Source organism: Limnobacter sp., assembly GCF_036846585.1.
Lineage (GTDB): Bacteria > Pseudomonadota > Gammaproteobacteria > Burkholderiales > Burkholderiaceae_B > Limnobacter.
This window is the reverse complement of sequence record NZ_DAIUBR010000001.1, coordinates 109,059-125,388: the sequence shown is the minus strand read 5'-3', so window position 1 is coordinate 125,388 and position 16,330 is coordinate 109,059. Positions and strand designations below refer to the sequence as shown.

At 46.8% G+C, this 16,330-nt stretch carries 8 protein-coding genes; 3 read left to right on the top strand and 5 right to left on the bottom strand.

Annotated elements, in window-relative coordinates; all coding sequences use genetic code 11:
• Nucleotides 1-21: 21 nt before the first annotated feature.
• Nucleotides 22-579 (bottom strand): hypothetical protein, encoded by a 558-nt coding sequence (locus V7028_RS00560; protein ID WP_334118158.1) that lies wholly within the window; start codon nt 577-579, stop codon nt 22-24.
• Between the two features lie 25 nt (nt 580-604).
• A complete protein-coding gene (locus V7028_RS00555) occupies nt 605-7,726 on the bottom strand; it encodes a LamG domain-containing protein (protein ID WP_334118157.1) in 7,122 nt (2,373 codons plus the stop codon).
• A 707-nt stretch (nt 7,727-8,433) separates the two neighbouring features.
• Between V7028_RS00555 and V7028_RS00550 the strand changes: the two genes are divergently transcribed.
• The 3 genes from V7028_RS00550 to V7028_RS00540 all read left to right on the top strand — a co-directional run bounded on the left by V7028_RS00550 (nt 8,434) and on the right by V7028_RS00540 (nt 13,108).
• Nucleotides 8,434-10,791 (top strand): hypothetical protein, encoded by a 2,358-nt coding sequence (locus tag V7028_RS00550; RefSeq protein WP_334118156.1) that lies wholly within the window; start codon nt 8,434-8,436, stop codon nt 10,789-10,791.
• 70 nt (nt 10,792-10,861) lie between these two features.
• Nucleotides 10,862-11,665: a hypothetical protein gene (locus V7028_RS00545; RefSeq protein WP_334118155.1), complete on the top strand. Its 804-nt coding sequence runs from the start codon at nt 10,862-10,864 to the stop codon at nt 11,663-11,665.
• Between the two features lie 54 nt (nt 11,666-11,719).
• On the top strand, nt 11,720-13,108 hold the full coding sequence (locus V7028_RS00540; protein WP_334118154.1) for a hypothetical protein: 1,389 nt from the start codon (nt 11,720-11,722) through the stop codon (nt 13,106-13,108).
• Between the two features lie 99 nt (nt 13,109-13,207).
• Here the strand turns inward: V7028_RS00540 and cobA are convergent, their stop codons facing one another.
• Genes cobA through cysD form a run of 3 tightly spaced genes read right to left on the bottom strand, consistent with a single transcriptional unit; the run spans nt 13,208 to nt 16,307 of the window.
• Nucleotides 13,208-13,975, bottom strand: a complete 768-nt coding sequence (gene cobA, locus V7028_RS00535) for a uroporphyrinogen-III C-methyltransferase (RefSeq protein ID WP_334118153.1) — start codon at nt 13,973-13,975, stop codon at nt 13,208-13,210.
• Nucleotides 13,976-14,030: 55 nt separating this feature from the next.
• The gene (locus V7028_RS00530; RefSeq protein WP_334118152.1) at nt 14,031-15,380 is read right to left on the bottom strand and encodes a sulfate adenylyltransferase subunit 1; all 1,350 of its coding nucleotides are present in this window, start codon (nt 15,378-15,380) and stop codon (nt 14,031-14,033) included.
• A 15-nt stretch (nt 15,381-15,395) separates the two neighbouring features.
• Nucleotides 15,396-16,307, bottom strand: a complete 912-nt coding sequence (gene cysD / locus V7028_RS00525) for a sulfate adenylyltransferase subunit CysD (protein ID WP_334118151.1) — start codon at nt 16,305-16,307, stop codon at nt 15,396-15,398.
• Nucleotides 16,308-16,330: the final 23 nt, after the last annotated feature.

Below are 16,330 nucleotides of genomic sequence, written 5' to 3'. Positions count from 1 at the left end.
TATAACTCCCTTGATTGTTGGTTATTTTGAAAGATTGACAACGACTTTTCCAAGCAGGGTTTTTTTCTCGGGTCCGCCGGAGTTACTCTCAATTTGGTTCATGCTGAGTGACAATGACGACTGGCTGGTTAGTAAATCTGCTGAGGGGATCCACAAGCTAATTGTCAGTTGGGTTGAAATAGGCCCCAGGTTATTGCCCATCAAACCAAGGTTGCTGGTGCCGGAAATGCTGCGTTTCGAGACGCTGTATTTCGGTTGCCCTGGGCTGTCAACTTGCAAAGATGTGCCCGCAGGTATGGCTGTGTACTGCAAATCGAGGTCGACTTCGTCGTAACCCACGGTTTGCACGTAATCAACCACAACAACAACATTGGCCGGGTCTTCTTGAACCTCCTTTCCTGTGACGGTTACTACGTCATAGTTCAATCCGGAAGGGCTGAGTGCGCTGGACAAGTCGTAGCCAGATAGCGCCATAAACCCGGCACTGGAGGTCAACGTGGCATAGCTGCCAGCCATTGACATGCTCAGCCCCGAAGAGACATTGATTAACGTCATGCTGGAGGTAGTTGTATCTGCCATTCTGATTTTCCTTTTGTATTTTGGATTAGGTTGTGAGGTACTTCTCGGACTCGTACATGTCTTCCATGTAATTCAGCAGATCAACCCGAAGCTCTGCCAATTCGATGAACTCTGTGCTGCCATAAATTTGTGCTGCGGTATAAAAATCGTTCCACCAGGGCAGCAGGTCTTTAAGCAAACCTACTTGTGCCTTGCTGCCCAACACTGTGTCGATTGCAGTGCCAATCTCAAGAGGTGTCGGGTCTGGGTTCTCAATCTGACTTGAAATGATTCGGACTAGCCAATCATTGGACGGCAAGTTGGCCGGAGGGACGACATTGGGTGCACTGGTGTCGTCTTTCACTGGTTGGAAGCTGGCAGGGACACGACTGACATAGGTTGTGCGGTACAAAATACGCCATGTTCCGTTGTCCGCAGCTACAGCCGTACGCATGGCTGCTGCCGCAGCTGAAGTACTGTTTTGCAACCAGTTCTGGTCGATAACATTGTTTAAGGCTGTGAAATTTTCCTTGGAAGGTGCAAGCAAAAACGCCATGTAGCGGTAGCCGTCCACCTTGCCGGGTGCCGGTGTGGTTGTGTAGCCATTGAACTGCAACTCGCCCCCAGCAGTGGTCGACATTTTTGGCGCTGACAAAAAGCCGGTGGGTGTGACCACACATTGCAAACTGAAACCATTGCTGGCAGCGCTGGACTTCGTGGCCGACATGCTCCACGACCCTCCCAACATGGCATCGGCTTCAACGTAATAACCACCAAATGGCGTGCCAATGTCGGCATTGATTTCTGCGCCCAAGGCAAACTTGAAAGAGCTGGCGCCGGTATATTCTTCGGTATAACTGTTGGCTATGGAATGTTCTTCCTTGTGCAAGCCGCCCACAGCAGTCCAAACATAATTGTTGAATAAACTACGCTGGTTCACGCCAGTAGAGAAGTTGTAAGCTGTGTTGTCTTTTAACTTGTCCTTCACGTTGTCCAGTGAATTCAGCACGCGGTATTTGTTGACTTCAAACTGATCGTAATACGCAGCAAGCTGCTGTTCTTCTTTCTCGATTTTTCGTTTCAGGGCATAGGCTTCAACGGGCTTGAAATAGCTGCCACGTTCAGCATTCGCGTTGGGATAATCCGGGTCGTTGGCCAAACCTACTTTGCCATCCAGCGTGCCATTTTTGATGTATTTCGGATTAATCGGAAAGTTGATGATGTTTGTGTCAACGGGAATGTTTTTGCTCGGGGACATGGTGTAACCCACAGGGGTTTGGGTTCCTTTCAACGCCAGCATGAACAGGTCTGCGGTAGCAGATTTCACGACAGCACTGCCCACGTTATTCTGAATGTAGCGTCGGCCCACTGTGGGGTTAAGGATTGCGTTGGCCGGTTCCCAAGTGCCCGCGGGTGCCAGTGAATTGGAAAGGCTTATATTGCTGGTGTGGCTTTGTACTACGGCATCGGTTGAACCGATGTCTCCTGATTCTGTATTTTTTGCGCCAATCTTGATTTTGTTTTCAAGCACTTGGGTGCCAGACTCAGCCCCAATGCCCACTGATACCTCGGTTTTACTTTTCTGGTAGAAACCGCCTTTGATGTTGAACGCCCCGGTGAAAGCGCCCATTTGATTGGCCTTGAACGACCACACTTTTGATGTACTTTCCAGGTAGTTCACCGTGCTGACAGTTTCATAGAACTTGGCTGGTCCACCCATGTCGCCGTTCCAGTAAGCCAAAGTCTGGTTTTCGCTTGGAATGGGTGGGCCACCTTCGATGTAACCGACCACCGAGGGTTCACTTTGCACCTGCCCCAGATAAATGGTGTCCAGATCACCTACTTTGTAGCCCACTTCAAGTACAGTTGAGTCCGCAGTAGAGAAGTAGAAGTACCCACGTTTGCGAACACTGTATATGTTGCCGTAGGCATCTTTCTCTGCCGCCGCATATTCAATGACAGAGGGCTCACCCTGAATTTCAGCAATAAAATAATCCTGGTCGGTATCCAGTACGTTATGTACTGATTGCCCCTCATTCTTGATAGGTGCTGAAGATGCAGCCCAGACAGGGGGCGATGTAGTGGGCATCAATGTGCCATTGTTTCCCATGCCTCGCATGTCATAGATCACATTGCCGGAACCCGCATCTATTTTCCAATAAGCCGCAAGTTGTTCCTCGTTACCAAAGAGTGGCTTATTCATGGATTCATGCACCTGTTGCGATGTAAGGTACGTGGAGAACAGACGAATGTCTTCCAGCAATCCTGAGTAAGGCACGGAAAGGGTGGTTCCGTTTAAGATCCCGCCCATGGTGAGTTGCCCTGTACTTCCATATCCACCTACATCTGCAGCGCGCAGTCGCCTTGCAATGCTGGGCATGCCATTGACATAAATTGCACCTTGGGCAACGTCTTGCCACAAAGTCCAAAGTTGGTTGCTCGAAAGTTGCATGGCCGAGCTCTGGGTAATATCGTTGGCCACCGTGCCACTCTGTTCCGTAAAATTCCAGCCCGCAATCAAGCCATTCGTGTTCTCGGGATTCAGGTGCAGGTTGTATACATGGGCTATTTCGATGGCATCCAGCGTTCTGCTCCAAGCCCGCACATGCGAAATCAAACCCTGGTAACGGAATGTGTCATCGCCGGATTGGCCTAGATAAAAATCGGATTTTTCATTGTTTACACACACGGATTTTGTGAAATTATCGACATTGAGTGTATTCAGTAATACACCATTGACATACACCCCCACGGTCATGAAATAGGTTTGCTGAACATAGCCTTGACTGCCCGTGTCGCTGGCGTTGGCTCCTGATGTGTAGTTCACCGCCACATACGAGGTGGTGTTCGGTGCAATGGTTGCAGCAACCGAGTATTTGGTAATGATGGGTGGATCGTCCTGCAAATTTCCATCTTGCTTGACAAACACATCCAGGCAAACTTGTCCGATTGTGTTGATGTAAAGCGAATAGCTACCCGGCTTTTCCACGATAATCTGTTTGCTGTTGACCGAGCTGGGGTTCACCCAGGCTTCCAGTGCAAAAGATCCGCCCGGGTTAAATGAATCCGCATCGCTTACTTTGCCGAAGTTATTACCATCAAGCTTGATGGCTCTGCCCTGCTGGGAAGCCAAAGCCATGTTGGTCCACCCCTTGAGGATTCTGTTAGAGGCCAATACGTAATCATTTCGAGCCATGTACGGCACATAAAATGCGCCATTGCTGTCCCAGGCCGGGTTGGGCGGGTTGATCGCCACGCTGTTGTAATCTGGGCCGGTAGCAGCAGAATTCATGATCGTGGTGCCTGAACCTTCCGCAAAATTCCAGCGGATGCCCAGCAAGACATCATTGTCGGGGAAGCCAAAGCTGTAGCTGTTCTGAACCTCGTTGACGCTTAATGCACGTTGCCAGAACGCTGCGCCGTTGACTGTCATTTTCAAGCCTGTGGCAGTTTGACTGCCGATGGTCAGTGTGCCCAGTTTGTCTGTAAAAGTGTTGGGCTGTATGACAGTTTGAGCAGCACCATCGTTGACATACAAAGCAATGCTAACGTTGCCTGAACCTGCATCGGTTACCGTCAAAGTGACACAAACCCATGTGTTACTCGGCATCATGTTCGTGCCGGAAAGGACAGCGTTTTTTCCTAAAAAATTAACATCCAGTTTTCTGTACTGATTGAAGTTCAGTGAAATGAATTCTGTTCCCCCACGAACAGCGGCTACAGAAAATACCTTGCCGCTGACATTGTCAGGAACCTTGATATAAATCTGTACCGTGAGGTTGGGTGGAGAAAAATTAAAAGAGCCTTGCACAAACGTGCTGTTGCCGGTGTACATGCCAGGGCTGCGCATTGAACCTGCCATGTACTGGATTGGCTCGCTCGGGTTCTCAAAGTTGCCAATGACGTTGTAATTCAGCACCCGCGAATTGGGGTTATTGCGAGACAAATCCTGATTGACCCAAGCATCCAGAGTCAGGTCGTTCAACAATGCCAATTGGTTAGAGGGCGTGAATGTCTTGCTGACGTCAAATCCAATGTAATTGGTTTTTCCTGCCGCATTCATGTTCAAGCAAAAACGGGGAGGGGGCGGCATCCATCCGCCATTCACACCTAGCTCTAGCGCAGGCGCAATGCCTGTACTGTATTCCGATGTGTTTTCGACACGGCCAGTGCCGCCATCTGTGGGCGGAGAGACAACTACAGCGCCAAAAAGGCTTGAGCGCAGCAGCCTTTGATCTGTGCCCTTTATCGTGAATGTGGCTTGCTGTATGACGGCGGCGCTGGTTTTGGAGATATTGGCAATGTTTCCCTGATCATTGCTGGGCCCAATGTACAAGGAACGGAAAAGTGCTGAGTAAGCCATTGCACCCGCTTGTGCTGGCGTTTCTGTACAGTTCATTACTTCCGCACTCAAACCATCTGTTAGTGCGAATATTTGGTTTGCAATTGTGGTTTGGTAATTTGCCGGGTAAGCATAAGTGGATGATGTGCCATTCAATACTGCTGCAAATTCATTTTGCGCACGTGGAACATCACCAAGGCTGACGCCGCACAAAACTACATTACATTTCTGGCTGGTGCTGCCAGAAGTTATCGTAAGCGAGAAATTGCTCAGCGTACTTTTTACAAACAGTGAAACGTAGCTCACTTGGTCATCTGATCTCGACGTCGCCGCCGCAACTCCATATGCAGTGGTTCCAGGTGTTTCCACGGCAGAATAATCGTAATCTACCGCCTTGCCCATCAACACATCACGCAAGCCTTTTGGTGACGCTGGTACATTGGGCCATTGCTGCGCAAGTACATCCCCTGCTGCCCAATTCGATGGGCCACCCGTTTCCAGATCAAGTTGCACGCAATCGGTGAGCGCGGCACTTACTGACACTGAAGCAAGACCAATTGGCAAAAATGGGACTGAAGTGAATAGAAAATAACTACCATTCATTTGGTTCGTGCTGGGAACCAGCACGCTGGGTGTGTCACCTTCGTAATCGAAATAGGGCTTGGATTGATTGAGTACATCTTGGTCGTCTGGATTGTTGCAACCCGCACCATTCCAAATCAGGGACAGCTGATCGATGTCGCGGGGCAGACCCTTCCACGTCTCTTTACCCACATCGCCTTGCGCATTCACAACGATGTCGCACAGCAGTGGTGATACAGCCGACGATGTCAGAGTAATCTGTGTGGTATTCATGAAAGTGCCAACACGGTTGGCTACGAAATTGAGCACACCACTTTGTGTATTGTTGGGCGCGGCCAGCAAGCGAGGCCCTACTTGGGTCCAATCATCTGTAGGCCATCCATGATGGCGAGCCGCCTGAAAGCCAACCGCTTCCGAACTGGCTCTTGCATTGCCCAAACTCCAGTCGGTTGTCCATCCAACATAAAAACTTGCGCGTGCGGATTCTGTAGAAAACTGCGCCACCGAAAATTGGTTCTGCTGTGACTGGAAATACAGGTGCAGCAAACCATCGGAACCGTCGATTAAACACGTGGAAGAATAAGGCTGTATGAAATCAGCCAAACCTGCGTAGTAGGTCAAGCCATTGGCGTCGATGTAAAAAGCACCACTCATGTCTTCATTGACAGGGCTGGATGAGGGTTCAAGTTTGGCCCCATACACCAAAGCTGTAACTCCTGACTCGGCAATATTGGGTGTTTCTGGTGTGGACTTTGAATAATCCACCGTGCTGCAGGGCATATTCAACACTGGAGTAGCGCCCGATTGAATCACGATCGAATTCAAAGCGCCCTGAAAACCATTGCTGATTGCCGCGATTTGAGAAATAGCTGTTCCAGCGGGCTGCGCCTGCGTGCTACAAGCACTCAAGGGCACCGTAGAGCCGTTCACTGCAACAGTGAACGGGTTGTCGCCCACACCGCTGTAACTCACCAGTACTTGCGCCCAGGTGCCTTTCACCATGACTTGGTGCAGCGTACGGCAGGAAACAAGGGCGGTACCGTTTCCAAACCCAACTTCCAGTTTGTCGCTATCCACAATCTTGATGTAAGGCGCCGCAGTGGCGGGGGTTGACGAGCCATTGTCGCCAATAATGGTCACTGCGTTGGTCAGGGCAGCGGGCAAAATCATGAAAGAAATGCTGAAGGAACCTTGAATTGCAAGGGGATTCGCGACCCCATTTGGCCCGTTCAGGGTGATGTAGCTGACCCCGTCAAACACCAGGTCAGACGGCGCGGGCACAATATCCGATGCCACAACGGTGCCGTTCAGGGTGGCAATTGTTCCCTTGGTGCTGATCGCTGAGTCGATCGTGACGGTGTTTACTGCTTGCCCCACCATGACGGGAATGGCAATCATTAGCCTTGCAGCTCGACGTACACCAATGCTGGATCCATCGGGTTGAACCACTTTCTCATGTTTAATGTACACCGCAGCCCGCGGTGCGCTTTGAATGGTCAATGGCGTGGAGGATGCTGTATTGGCCACCGAGAACGAACTGTCAGGAAGGATTTCATAACTTGCACCAATCGGTTTGCCTGTCACATCGAACAGGCCATTGCTAGTGGACGGAAAGTTGTACATCCGCACCGAAGAGGTGTCTTTGTCGAGCGCAAAAAATTGCCAGGTAAAAGCACTGCTTGACGATATGGGCAGCAGCACGACATCAAATGCGCCTTCTTTCACATTGTCTATCATCGACAGTTCAAGTGAGGGTTCTAGAAAAGGTTTTCCATCGGGATCAAGGTATTCTTGGGTATCGGACTTGTCTGCTGGAACGTCTTCTTTGCCGCTTCGGGTGTAACGTACTTCCCATGCTGGTGACAACGAATATGTTTTTGTTTTTTGATCTGTACCCGATTTGGTTTCCAGTAAACGGAAACGGTTAACGTACAAGGTGCCTTTGGTGGATTGCTGAATGATCGAAATATATCTTTGATCGGTAACTACACGAAACGGCTCTGCGGACGGTACCAGCGTGGAAGCATCGGTTTCGACACTGATGATTCCCATGCCCACCTGTCGCACCTCTTCTGGAATTTCTACCTTGCTAAAGCCACACCAGTTCAGGTTTTCATCATTTACTTCGACATTCATGCCCAGCACGTTGTAATAAACATCGCTGGCCGTACCTGTGGTACTTCGCCCAAACACCACCACCAAACCCTGGAAATTGACGGACACCAACTGCTTGATTTCGAGCATGATTTTTTCCTGTAATGAACGTGAATTTGCGCGTAAATGATCAACCTGAATGAACGAGTCTGGTTCTTTGTGAATCAGCCATTCAATGTAGGTTGATGCGATGAGCGCAATGAATTCGTGACTTCCACAGTTAATTGCGGAACAAAGGTTCGATCTGGGAGATGTAAAAAAATTAGTTTGAATATGTGTTTGGTGAATCAGCGTCAAGTGATTGAAAAAAAAGCACTTGAGTGCATTGGCTGGCGTTAATGGGTGTAGCCCTAGTGAGTGACCGGAGTGGGGGGATGTACTGGTTAACCCATTTTTGGTTACTTTATGTTGGGGCTATTCAATTTCAAATTAAAAAAAGCAATAACATTTTTTTTTCACTGATCTAAAAGATGCTTTAGGGGGTGTAAGTGTTTGTTCTTGATTAGAAATTTCTTTTTGATCAAAAGGAATGTTAAACAAGTATTTTTGCAAGCCCCCAAAATTGGTTTCCATCAAAGCGCAGGCCCGGTTGCGGAAAAGCAACGGGAATTGTTGGCTCTGAATAACCCTCTTGTCCCGATCACATTGCTCAAGGCCGGCTAACTGATCCGCTGACCCCCAAGGAACTTTTGTGGGTAAAACGGCACCCACTAAAACATCGCGTGTGCATGGGCAACACCAGCATTGGATTGCTGTTAATCGCGCACTTCAAAATAAACTAATTTTTAAGAAACACCATGATTAATCCCAATATAGGTACATCGACGTATAACCCCATACCGGCAGAAGCTGAAATTGTGATTAGTCCTGGCCGAAGCAGCAGCACACATCCTGACGCCACCGGAGGCAATAGAACACTGGACGCGGCGCCGGGTTTTCAGTCCATAGATGAAGCAGAAACAAGTGCTGCTGGTGAAGCTCGCCAAGTCAACAATCAAGTTCCTGCAGAGGTAATTGAACCCTTGCAACCAGCTAACAGTGTAGTGACTGGGGTATTCGCAAGTAGGCACCGGAAGTTAACAAAAGTTATTGCTTCAGTGGCGGCCTGCGCCGCATTTGCGGCCGCCATCATACCACTGAGTGTCCGCTACCTGCTTACGTCCCCTGTACGCATGTTCATTACGGCATTAAACATTATCTCGCCTGAAAACAGTGTTCAATTGTTGAAAAGCAAGGCGGTCAACGCTTTGCTTGGACCATTTAGTCTTTCGATTCAAAAGGATGTGCACAGATTGCGCGCTCACCATCCGATCCGATTTTATAGCGTGAATGCCGGATTGTTGATCGTCGATGTCGCGACTGCTGGAGTCTTTTCAATCGATGATGGTTTAGCCGCTTCTATCGATCTGGCCGAAAAGACTTATAAAAAAACACGAAGAGCACTTGGTTTGAGTGAGGTGCTTCTTGAAACAGAAGCCAATTTGAATAGGGCAGCGAACGCAAAACCACTTGTTGAAACAATTAACGAGTGGTTCAGTGTGCTTGGAGAAAGCGAGACACCTAAAACAGGTTTTAATGAAGCTGTATGGAAAGAATATGAAAAGACATTTATTCCGCCAAGAAATAGTGCAAGTTTTCTATCGTTGCTTTTAACACAAATGAAAGAAGGATTCTCTCTTGACTTTCCAGAACCAGGAAATATTGAGGTCAATCCAGCAAAGCATCAAAATAAAGAGAAATTTAAATATTTCGTCAATAAGCGTTTGCTACCTATGTTGATTGACATGCAATGTAACCAAAAGGTAGCGGATCAAGGATTTAAGTTGGCCGAAATTGGATTGGGAACTTGTGCTGATCGAGCTGTATTTGGATGGATGATTACAGAACAAGGCACACAAACCGCTGCATTGTCCGAACAGTTGATTCAGATTCAAAATTCTGCAAAGGTAAACAACAAAGAAAAAAGGTATAAATTACTCAGTCTTGTTAATGTTGAAATGCAGAAATTCCGACTAAATGAGGTAAGAAGATTTTCAGATAAAATTCTTCAAGATAACAAACGTGATCCGAGTAAGGGCGGTTGGCAATCAGCATCATCTTTTTATGTTCCTTATGCACAACTGGACCACGTCGAAGCCAGCCTTAAGCTATGCAGTGAAGTTCAAAAAGCAGGTGGAAAATGGTTTTCAAGAATTCCATATATAAAGTTTGGGGCTGGATTTACTCACAATGAAATTAAAACTGCTCGGGATATTATTCTTGCAGAAATGGAAAAAATTGAAAACGATCCCGAGAACACTGCGGCATTGGAACATTTTATGACATCCAACGATTGGCAGAAGATACTAGAGTTAGAGTATCCAGATACCAAAGACATTAAAAAGAATGCACTTGAGTATTGTTCAAATGCATTAACTGGACTCGATGATATTGAGGAGTTATTGAATGATGGAGAGTCCACGGGAGTGGATCTGCTTGATGATCTGGACGGCCGCGATGCAGTGTTGGACAATGGAAAACCAAAGGAATACACCTATGCTGCTGTAGCAATTGATGATCTTCGTAAAAAGTTTGATGGGCAGAAAGTAACTGGTAAAGGCCATGAATTACCTTTTGTCGATTTTATAGATAAAAAACTTAAAGCATGTGAGCCTGCGAAAATAAAAGCCAATGAACTATTGGTAAATACTGCTCCATTTGTTGGTGACTTGAAAAATATAGAAAACATCGCAAATGAAATTTCCAGTGAATCAGATGTTTTTTCGAAAGTACTCGAAAAAAAATACAATGCATACCAACTGGAAGACCATGAACCAGCAAATGTTACGTTCCAAGAATTAGGTGCGGTGCATGAAGTTCTTGAGGAATTAAAAAATGACATTAAAAATTGGAAAACAAACTCTGAAAATAAAACTGATGAATTGTTACTGTTTTTGAATGAAAAACTTGATGGAAATATATTTAATGTAATTATTAATGTTAAAGACAAGTTGACACAAATTCGTTCGGCAACAAATTTTATAGATTCGCTGCAAAGCATCGAATCGTTAAGATATTCTGACAGAAGCGAACTTGAAAAATCGCGAAAAATATTTACACTTAATCAAATTAAAGGGTTCAAGAAAATTGAAGAGCGCATGAGATCAGGCCTCTAATCGTCATTGATATTTAATAGATCGAGAATTTTTTATAAAAATAGTAAAAGTTCAAGAGGTGAGAAAGGTGATGAGATTCAAGTTAAAAATTGCAGATATTTCTGATGAAAAAATAAATGCTGTGGTAAAAATGACCTTGATACAGAATTGCATTGCAGGCATTCGTGAAAAATGTATGTTCGGATTACTCCCGCGTCCACTGTTTGTGGAATCTTCAAGCACTGAAGAAGTAAATATTCCAAACAGTTTGACGATGGATGTTTACACATCAGTTGATAAATTAAATGAAGAAGAAAAAAGGATACACATAGAAAAGCTAACGAATAAAATTCAATATCAGTGGGTGCGTTTGTATGAGAATCTAAAGGAAGAAAAACTTTTAAAAATGACGCTTCCCAAGCGTGATCTGCTTGATAATAATAGTGTGCCTTTTGATACCTATCGCTGGCAGCAACTACTTCGAGCTGTTTCAAAATTATTTAACATTGAAAATAATGATGAGTTTATCAGGACCGGATTCTTACATCAAAACGAATTAAATTTGCAGCTTACATATCAAGAAAGCTCACCTTCCACCTTTGAACTGCGAGTCGACTTGGGGAATGTCCCAAAAGAACTTGATGAAAGTTCTGTTCTAAGAAGCCTTTTGATTCACAACCATTTTTCAGGCGATGAAAGCGGTATTTGGTGGGGGCTTCATCCGACAGATAATCATGTGATAATGGTTATCGAACATCAATTGTCCACATCTGAGCAACGCTTCATTGCGCCCCATGCACATGAAATGCTTGATCTAATTCAAGAAACAATAAAGCAGTCCGGAAAATTATGGGAAAAAGTGTTACTAAGTCGTCGGAATATTAAATTTGCATAATGATCAATTATGATTTTCAAAAATGTTAATTAAAGTAAATAAAAACTGTTAAGCATGCCAATTATTTCGAGAGAGAGCCATTTTTCAGCAAATGAAATATCAGATAATCAATCACCTTCGCATGAAAAACTGGCTAATAACAGGAATTCATTTTTGCTGGATAATGTTGAAAACATCCCATCAATTGATGATTCGTCTGAATCAAATTCTACGCCCAGACAATCAACGTTAAATTCTCCATCTATTCTAGATGAATCAAAATCCAGTCGATCTGCTACTTTTGGAAAAGTGGAAATTGAAAAATATGCAGAAAACCTGGAAATATTTTGTGTTAAGTTAAGTGATTGCAAGAAGTCCACATCAAAATCAAAAGACTTGGAGTTGGATAATATTATATTTGAAGAGAAGAATGCCAAGAAACTAACAGTTGCAATAAGGAAATGGCAAAAGCACCTCCCCTTGGAATTTAAATCAAAGATTCAACTCAGTATATGGGATGACTTTGAAAAGAAATTTTCTTCTGCGAACGTTTTCAGTGTCTTTCTGACCAAGCTTCTGACTGGTTTTACATTGGAATTTACAAAACCTTCGTTTGCATGGTCTCGAGGATTTTTTTTCCCGAAAAAGCAAGCTTTTGCTGTAAATCGCCTTCTGCCTGTTTTAGTTTCATTGCAAAACAGACCATGGCTTGTTACTCGAATTTTTTGTATTGCAGAAGACGGATTAGGGAGGTGCCACGATAGGCCAAGCTTGGCTTTCGTGGACATGGAACTCGAGGTGCTGAGTGATATACAAATGTCTAAAATATGTGAACTTTTTAAGCAGAATGAATATTTAAATGAGTTTGATATTGCTTGCAGCCAATTTATCTCCGTGGAACATCAAAAAATACTGAAACTAAAAACATATTCTGCATTGATCAATGAATTTAAAAATGTAAAGGATGGATTGTACGATCCACTCCAAAACGTCATCATTTCTTACAATGAAATTGCAGAAAAAACCAAGTTATTTCCCAGGGCGCCTTACATATCTTCTCTTAGTGATGTTGGCAAGGATGATCAAATTAATATAAGAAATAATGTTGTTAAATCAATTTCTGATTTTGATGAAAATCAAACCAAGGGTCAACTCAAAGAACATTTAATTACTTCGGATAACTGGTTGAAACTTTTAATTCTTAAATATCCACTGTTGGGTGATTCATTAATTAAAATAAAAAATCAAAGGATACGTTACAGCGAAAATCTTGTAGATTTGCCGGAAAAAGAATTCATTGCTCACTATTCAAAAGATATACAAACACTTGACGCTGTCTATCATAGAGCAAGACTGAGACTATTAAATCAGTCCGAAATCGTTGAATTCACCGATCGGCAAATAGATTACTATTGTGATCATGGCTTGAGCTTCTCACCCCTTCGTTTACACTGTCGCCCTTGAGATATTCTTTCAGGCCGCTTGAATTCGTCGGGTGTGGAAATGGAGCTTAGGCTGCGGTGTGACGCATTTTGCTACTCTTCCCCGTAATCTGCGGCGTAATCAAGCAACTTGTTTGGTTGATTTTGAATGTGAATTGATGCTTTGAAGTTTAATACAGGCCTTACTGAGGGCTTGACCGATCAAGATAAGGCAGGGACCATCGGTGAGCTGATCTGCAGAAAACAGGGGCAGTTTTCCCAAGTTTAAAGGCGTGAATTTTTCAGCGGGCAGTGAAACACTTTCGCACAGAATAACAGGTGTGTTGGGGTTGCGGCCTTTTTCAAGCAAGGCGGTAGCCCAAGGGCCCGCCTGACGCAAACCCATGTACACAGCCACTGTGTCGTTTTCAGTGCCAGTGAACAATTCGGTGCTTGGTGCCTCACTGGCACCCACGGAAGGGGTGGTAAGCGTAAGGCTGCGGGCAACGCCACGCAAGGTGAGCGAGGCTTGCAGGCTGCTGGCAGCAGCCAGTGCGGCGGTTACGCCGGGCACCACTTCAACTGCATGTCCTGCAGCTTTCAATGCCGTAATTTCTTCATCGGCGCGGCCAAACACCATGGGGTCACCGCCCTTCAGGCGTACAACCAAGGGGTATTTGTCAGCAGCTTCAACAAGTTGTTTATTGATGAAATGCTGAGCCGTGGATTTCTTGCCGCAGCGTTTGCCAACGGCAACAAGTTTGGCATTGGGGTGGGCCTCAGAAAGAAGAGAGGGACTGACCAGCGCGTCGTAAAACACGCAGTCTGCCTGCATCAGCAGTTTCAGGCCGCGAACGGTGATTAAATCCTCCGCTCCAGGTCCTGCTCCAATCAATACAACGCGTCCCATCTCAAAAGTCCCTATTTAAGAACAAGCAACCAACAACCGGGTGAAGGGTCGTTACTTAGTTCTTCGCAACGATCATGCCAGCCGCCACGGTTTGGTTGGTGGCACTGTCAATCAGGATAAAACTGCCTGTTGCACGGCATTCTGTGTACAAATCCGCCACGATAGGCTGGGCCAGCACCAATTCAATCTGCGCGATGTCGTTCATTCGCACCGTTTTGGTGCTTTCGCCGTGCAGCAGGGTGTGAATATCGAGCACCAAGTTCACCGATTTAATTTTGGCCTGCGTTTGGTGCGTGGTTTGCTTGACCCAGTACTTGCGCGCAGGGTTCAATGGTTCATTGTCCAGCCAGCAAATGTCGGCCGTCAATGCTTTCACCGGGGCATGGTTAACAGTGTCGACACTGCTGACAATTTGATCGCCGCGGGACACGTCTACATCACGGTCCAACACCAGTGTTACGCACTGGCCCAGGTGGGCTTCGGGCAAATCATCGTTCAAAAACACGATGCGTGATACTTGTGCGCTTTGACCAGAAGGGTGCACCACCACAGTGTCGCCCACCTTCACGCTGCCACCTTCAACGCGGCCCATGTAACCGCGGAAATCATCAGCCTTGTGGCCATCGTGGCGGGCCACCAATTGCACCGGGAAACGGAAGCCCACTTTGTGGGCTGCTTCTGCACGGTCGGCACGGCTGGGAATGTTTTCCAGAATAGGCAGCAAAGGCTGGCCGGTGTACCAGGGCGTTTTGGGGCTGCTTGTTACCACATTGTCGCCGGTCAGGGCTGAAATGGGCAGCACCAAGGCTTCTTGCACGCCCACGGTTACTGCCAGTTCACGCACGGCTTTTTCAGTGGCAATGAACTTGGCCTGGTCGAAATCAACCAGGTCCATTTTGTTCACGGCGAACAAAATTGCGGGAATGCCCAACTTGCCGGCAATCGCACTGTGGCGTTTGGTTTGGGCCAGCAGTGTGGCCTTCAGGCCGTCTGCGCCTTCATCAAATGCAACGCGGGTAATGTCGACCAGCACAATGGCTACGTCGGCGGTGGACGCGCCAGTCACCATGTTGCGGGTGTACTGTTCATGGCCTGGTGTGTCGGCCACAATGAATTTGCGCGCAGGCGTGGCGAAGTAGCGGTAGGCCACGTCGATGGTAATGCCTTGCTCCCGTTCGGCTTCAAGGCCGTCAGTCAACAGTGAAAAGTCGATTGCATCGCCTGCAGTTCGCTTGTTTTTCGCCTTGGAAATGGCGGCCAGCTGGTCAGCAAAAATACCCTTGCTGTCAAATAACAAGCGGCCAATCAGGGTGGACTTTCCGTCGTCGACAGAACCAGCGGTGATGAAGCGCAGCACGCCGTGGTCTTGAGTGCTCAGTTTCAGGGCTTCGTTAATAGCGTTCATGGTATTCATCTCGATTTAGAAATAGCCTTCTTTCTTGCGGCGCTCCATGGAGGCCTCAGAGGTTTGATCGTCCATGCGGGTTGCGCCGCGTTCGGTAATGTCACTTACTGCTGTTTCAGCAATAATTTCAATCGGGTTTGCTGCCGTGCTGGCCACGGGGCAGGTGCAGGTAATGTCGCCTACTGTGCGGAAGCGCACAGTGCGGGTCGTCACGGTTTCACCAGCTTTGGGCTGTGTCATTTCAGTAATGGGCACCAGCAGGCCGTTGCGTTCAATCACTTCGCGTTCATGGGCGTAGTAAATGTTGGGCAGCTCCAGCTTTTCACGCTCAATGTATTGCCACACATCCAGTTCAGTCCAGTTGGAAATGGGGAATACGCGCATGTGTTCACCGGGGTGAACGCGGGTGTTGTACAGGTCCCAAAGTTCAGGGCGCTGGCTTTTGGGATCCCACTGGCCAAAGCCGTCGCGGAAAGAAAAAATACGTTCTTTGGCGCGCGCTTTTTCTTCGTCGCGGCGTGCGCCACCCATCAGCGCGTCAAAGCCAAATTCTTCCTGTGTTTCAAGCAGTGTGACGCTTTGGAATGAATTGCGTGAAGCTTCCGGGTGGGGCAGGCGAATGGTGCCTTTTTTGATGGAGCCTTCCAGTGAGCGAACAATCAGTTCCTCGCCCAATTGCTTGGCCTTCCAGTCGCGAAACTCGATCACTTCAGGGAAATTGTGCTCGGTGTCGATGTGCACCAAAGGGAATGGGAACTTGCCGGGGCGAAATGCTTTTTCCGCAAGGCGCAGCATCACGATGGAATCTTTGCCGCCCGAGAACAGCATGGCAGGGCGTGCGCATTCTGCCGCCACTTCGCGCATGATGTAGATGGCTTCTGCTTCAAGCCAGTCCAGGTGGGACATGGTGTGTACTTGCGTGCTCATGATTTATCTCGACTTGTTTTTTC

Excerpts from the sequence above, each read along its gene's own strand:
- V7028_RS00540 (WP_334118154.1), top strand. The coding sequence starts at position 11,720 with ATGCCAATTATTTCGAGAGAGAGCCATTTTTCAGCAAATGAAATATCA.
- cobA (WP_334118153.1), bottom strand. The coding sequence starts at position 13,975 with ATGGGACGCGTTGTATTGATTGGAGCAGGACCTGGAGCGGAGGATTTA.
- cysD (WP_334118151.1), bottom strand. The coding sequence starts at position 16,307 with ATGAGCACGCAAGTACACACCATGTCCCACCTGGACTGGCTTGAAGCA.
- V7028_RS00545 (WP_334118155.1), top strand. The coding sequence starts at position 10,862 with ATGAGATTCAAGTTAAAAATTGCAGATATTTCTGATGAAAAAATAAAT.
- V7028_RS00555 (WP_334118157.1), bottom strand. The coding sequence starts at position 7,726 with ATGCTCGAAATCAAGCAGTTGGTGTCCGTCAATTTCCAGGGTTTGGTG.
- V7028_RS00560 (WP_334118158.1), bottom strand. The coding sequence starts at position 579 with ATGGCAGATACAACTACCTCCAGCATGACGTTAATCAATGTCTCTTCG.
- V7028_RS00530 (WP_334118152.1), bottom strand. The coding sequence starts at position 15,380 with ATGAACGCTATTAACGAAGCCCTGAAACTGAGCACTCAAGACCACGGC.
- V7028_RS00550 (WP_334118156.1), top strand. The coding sequence starts at position 8,434 with ATGATTAATCCCAATATAGGTACATCGACGTATAACCCCATACCGGCA.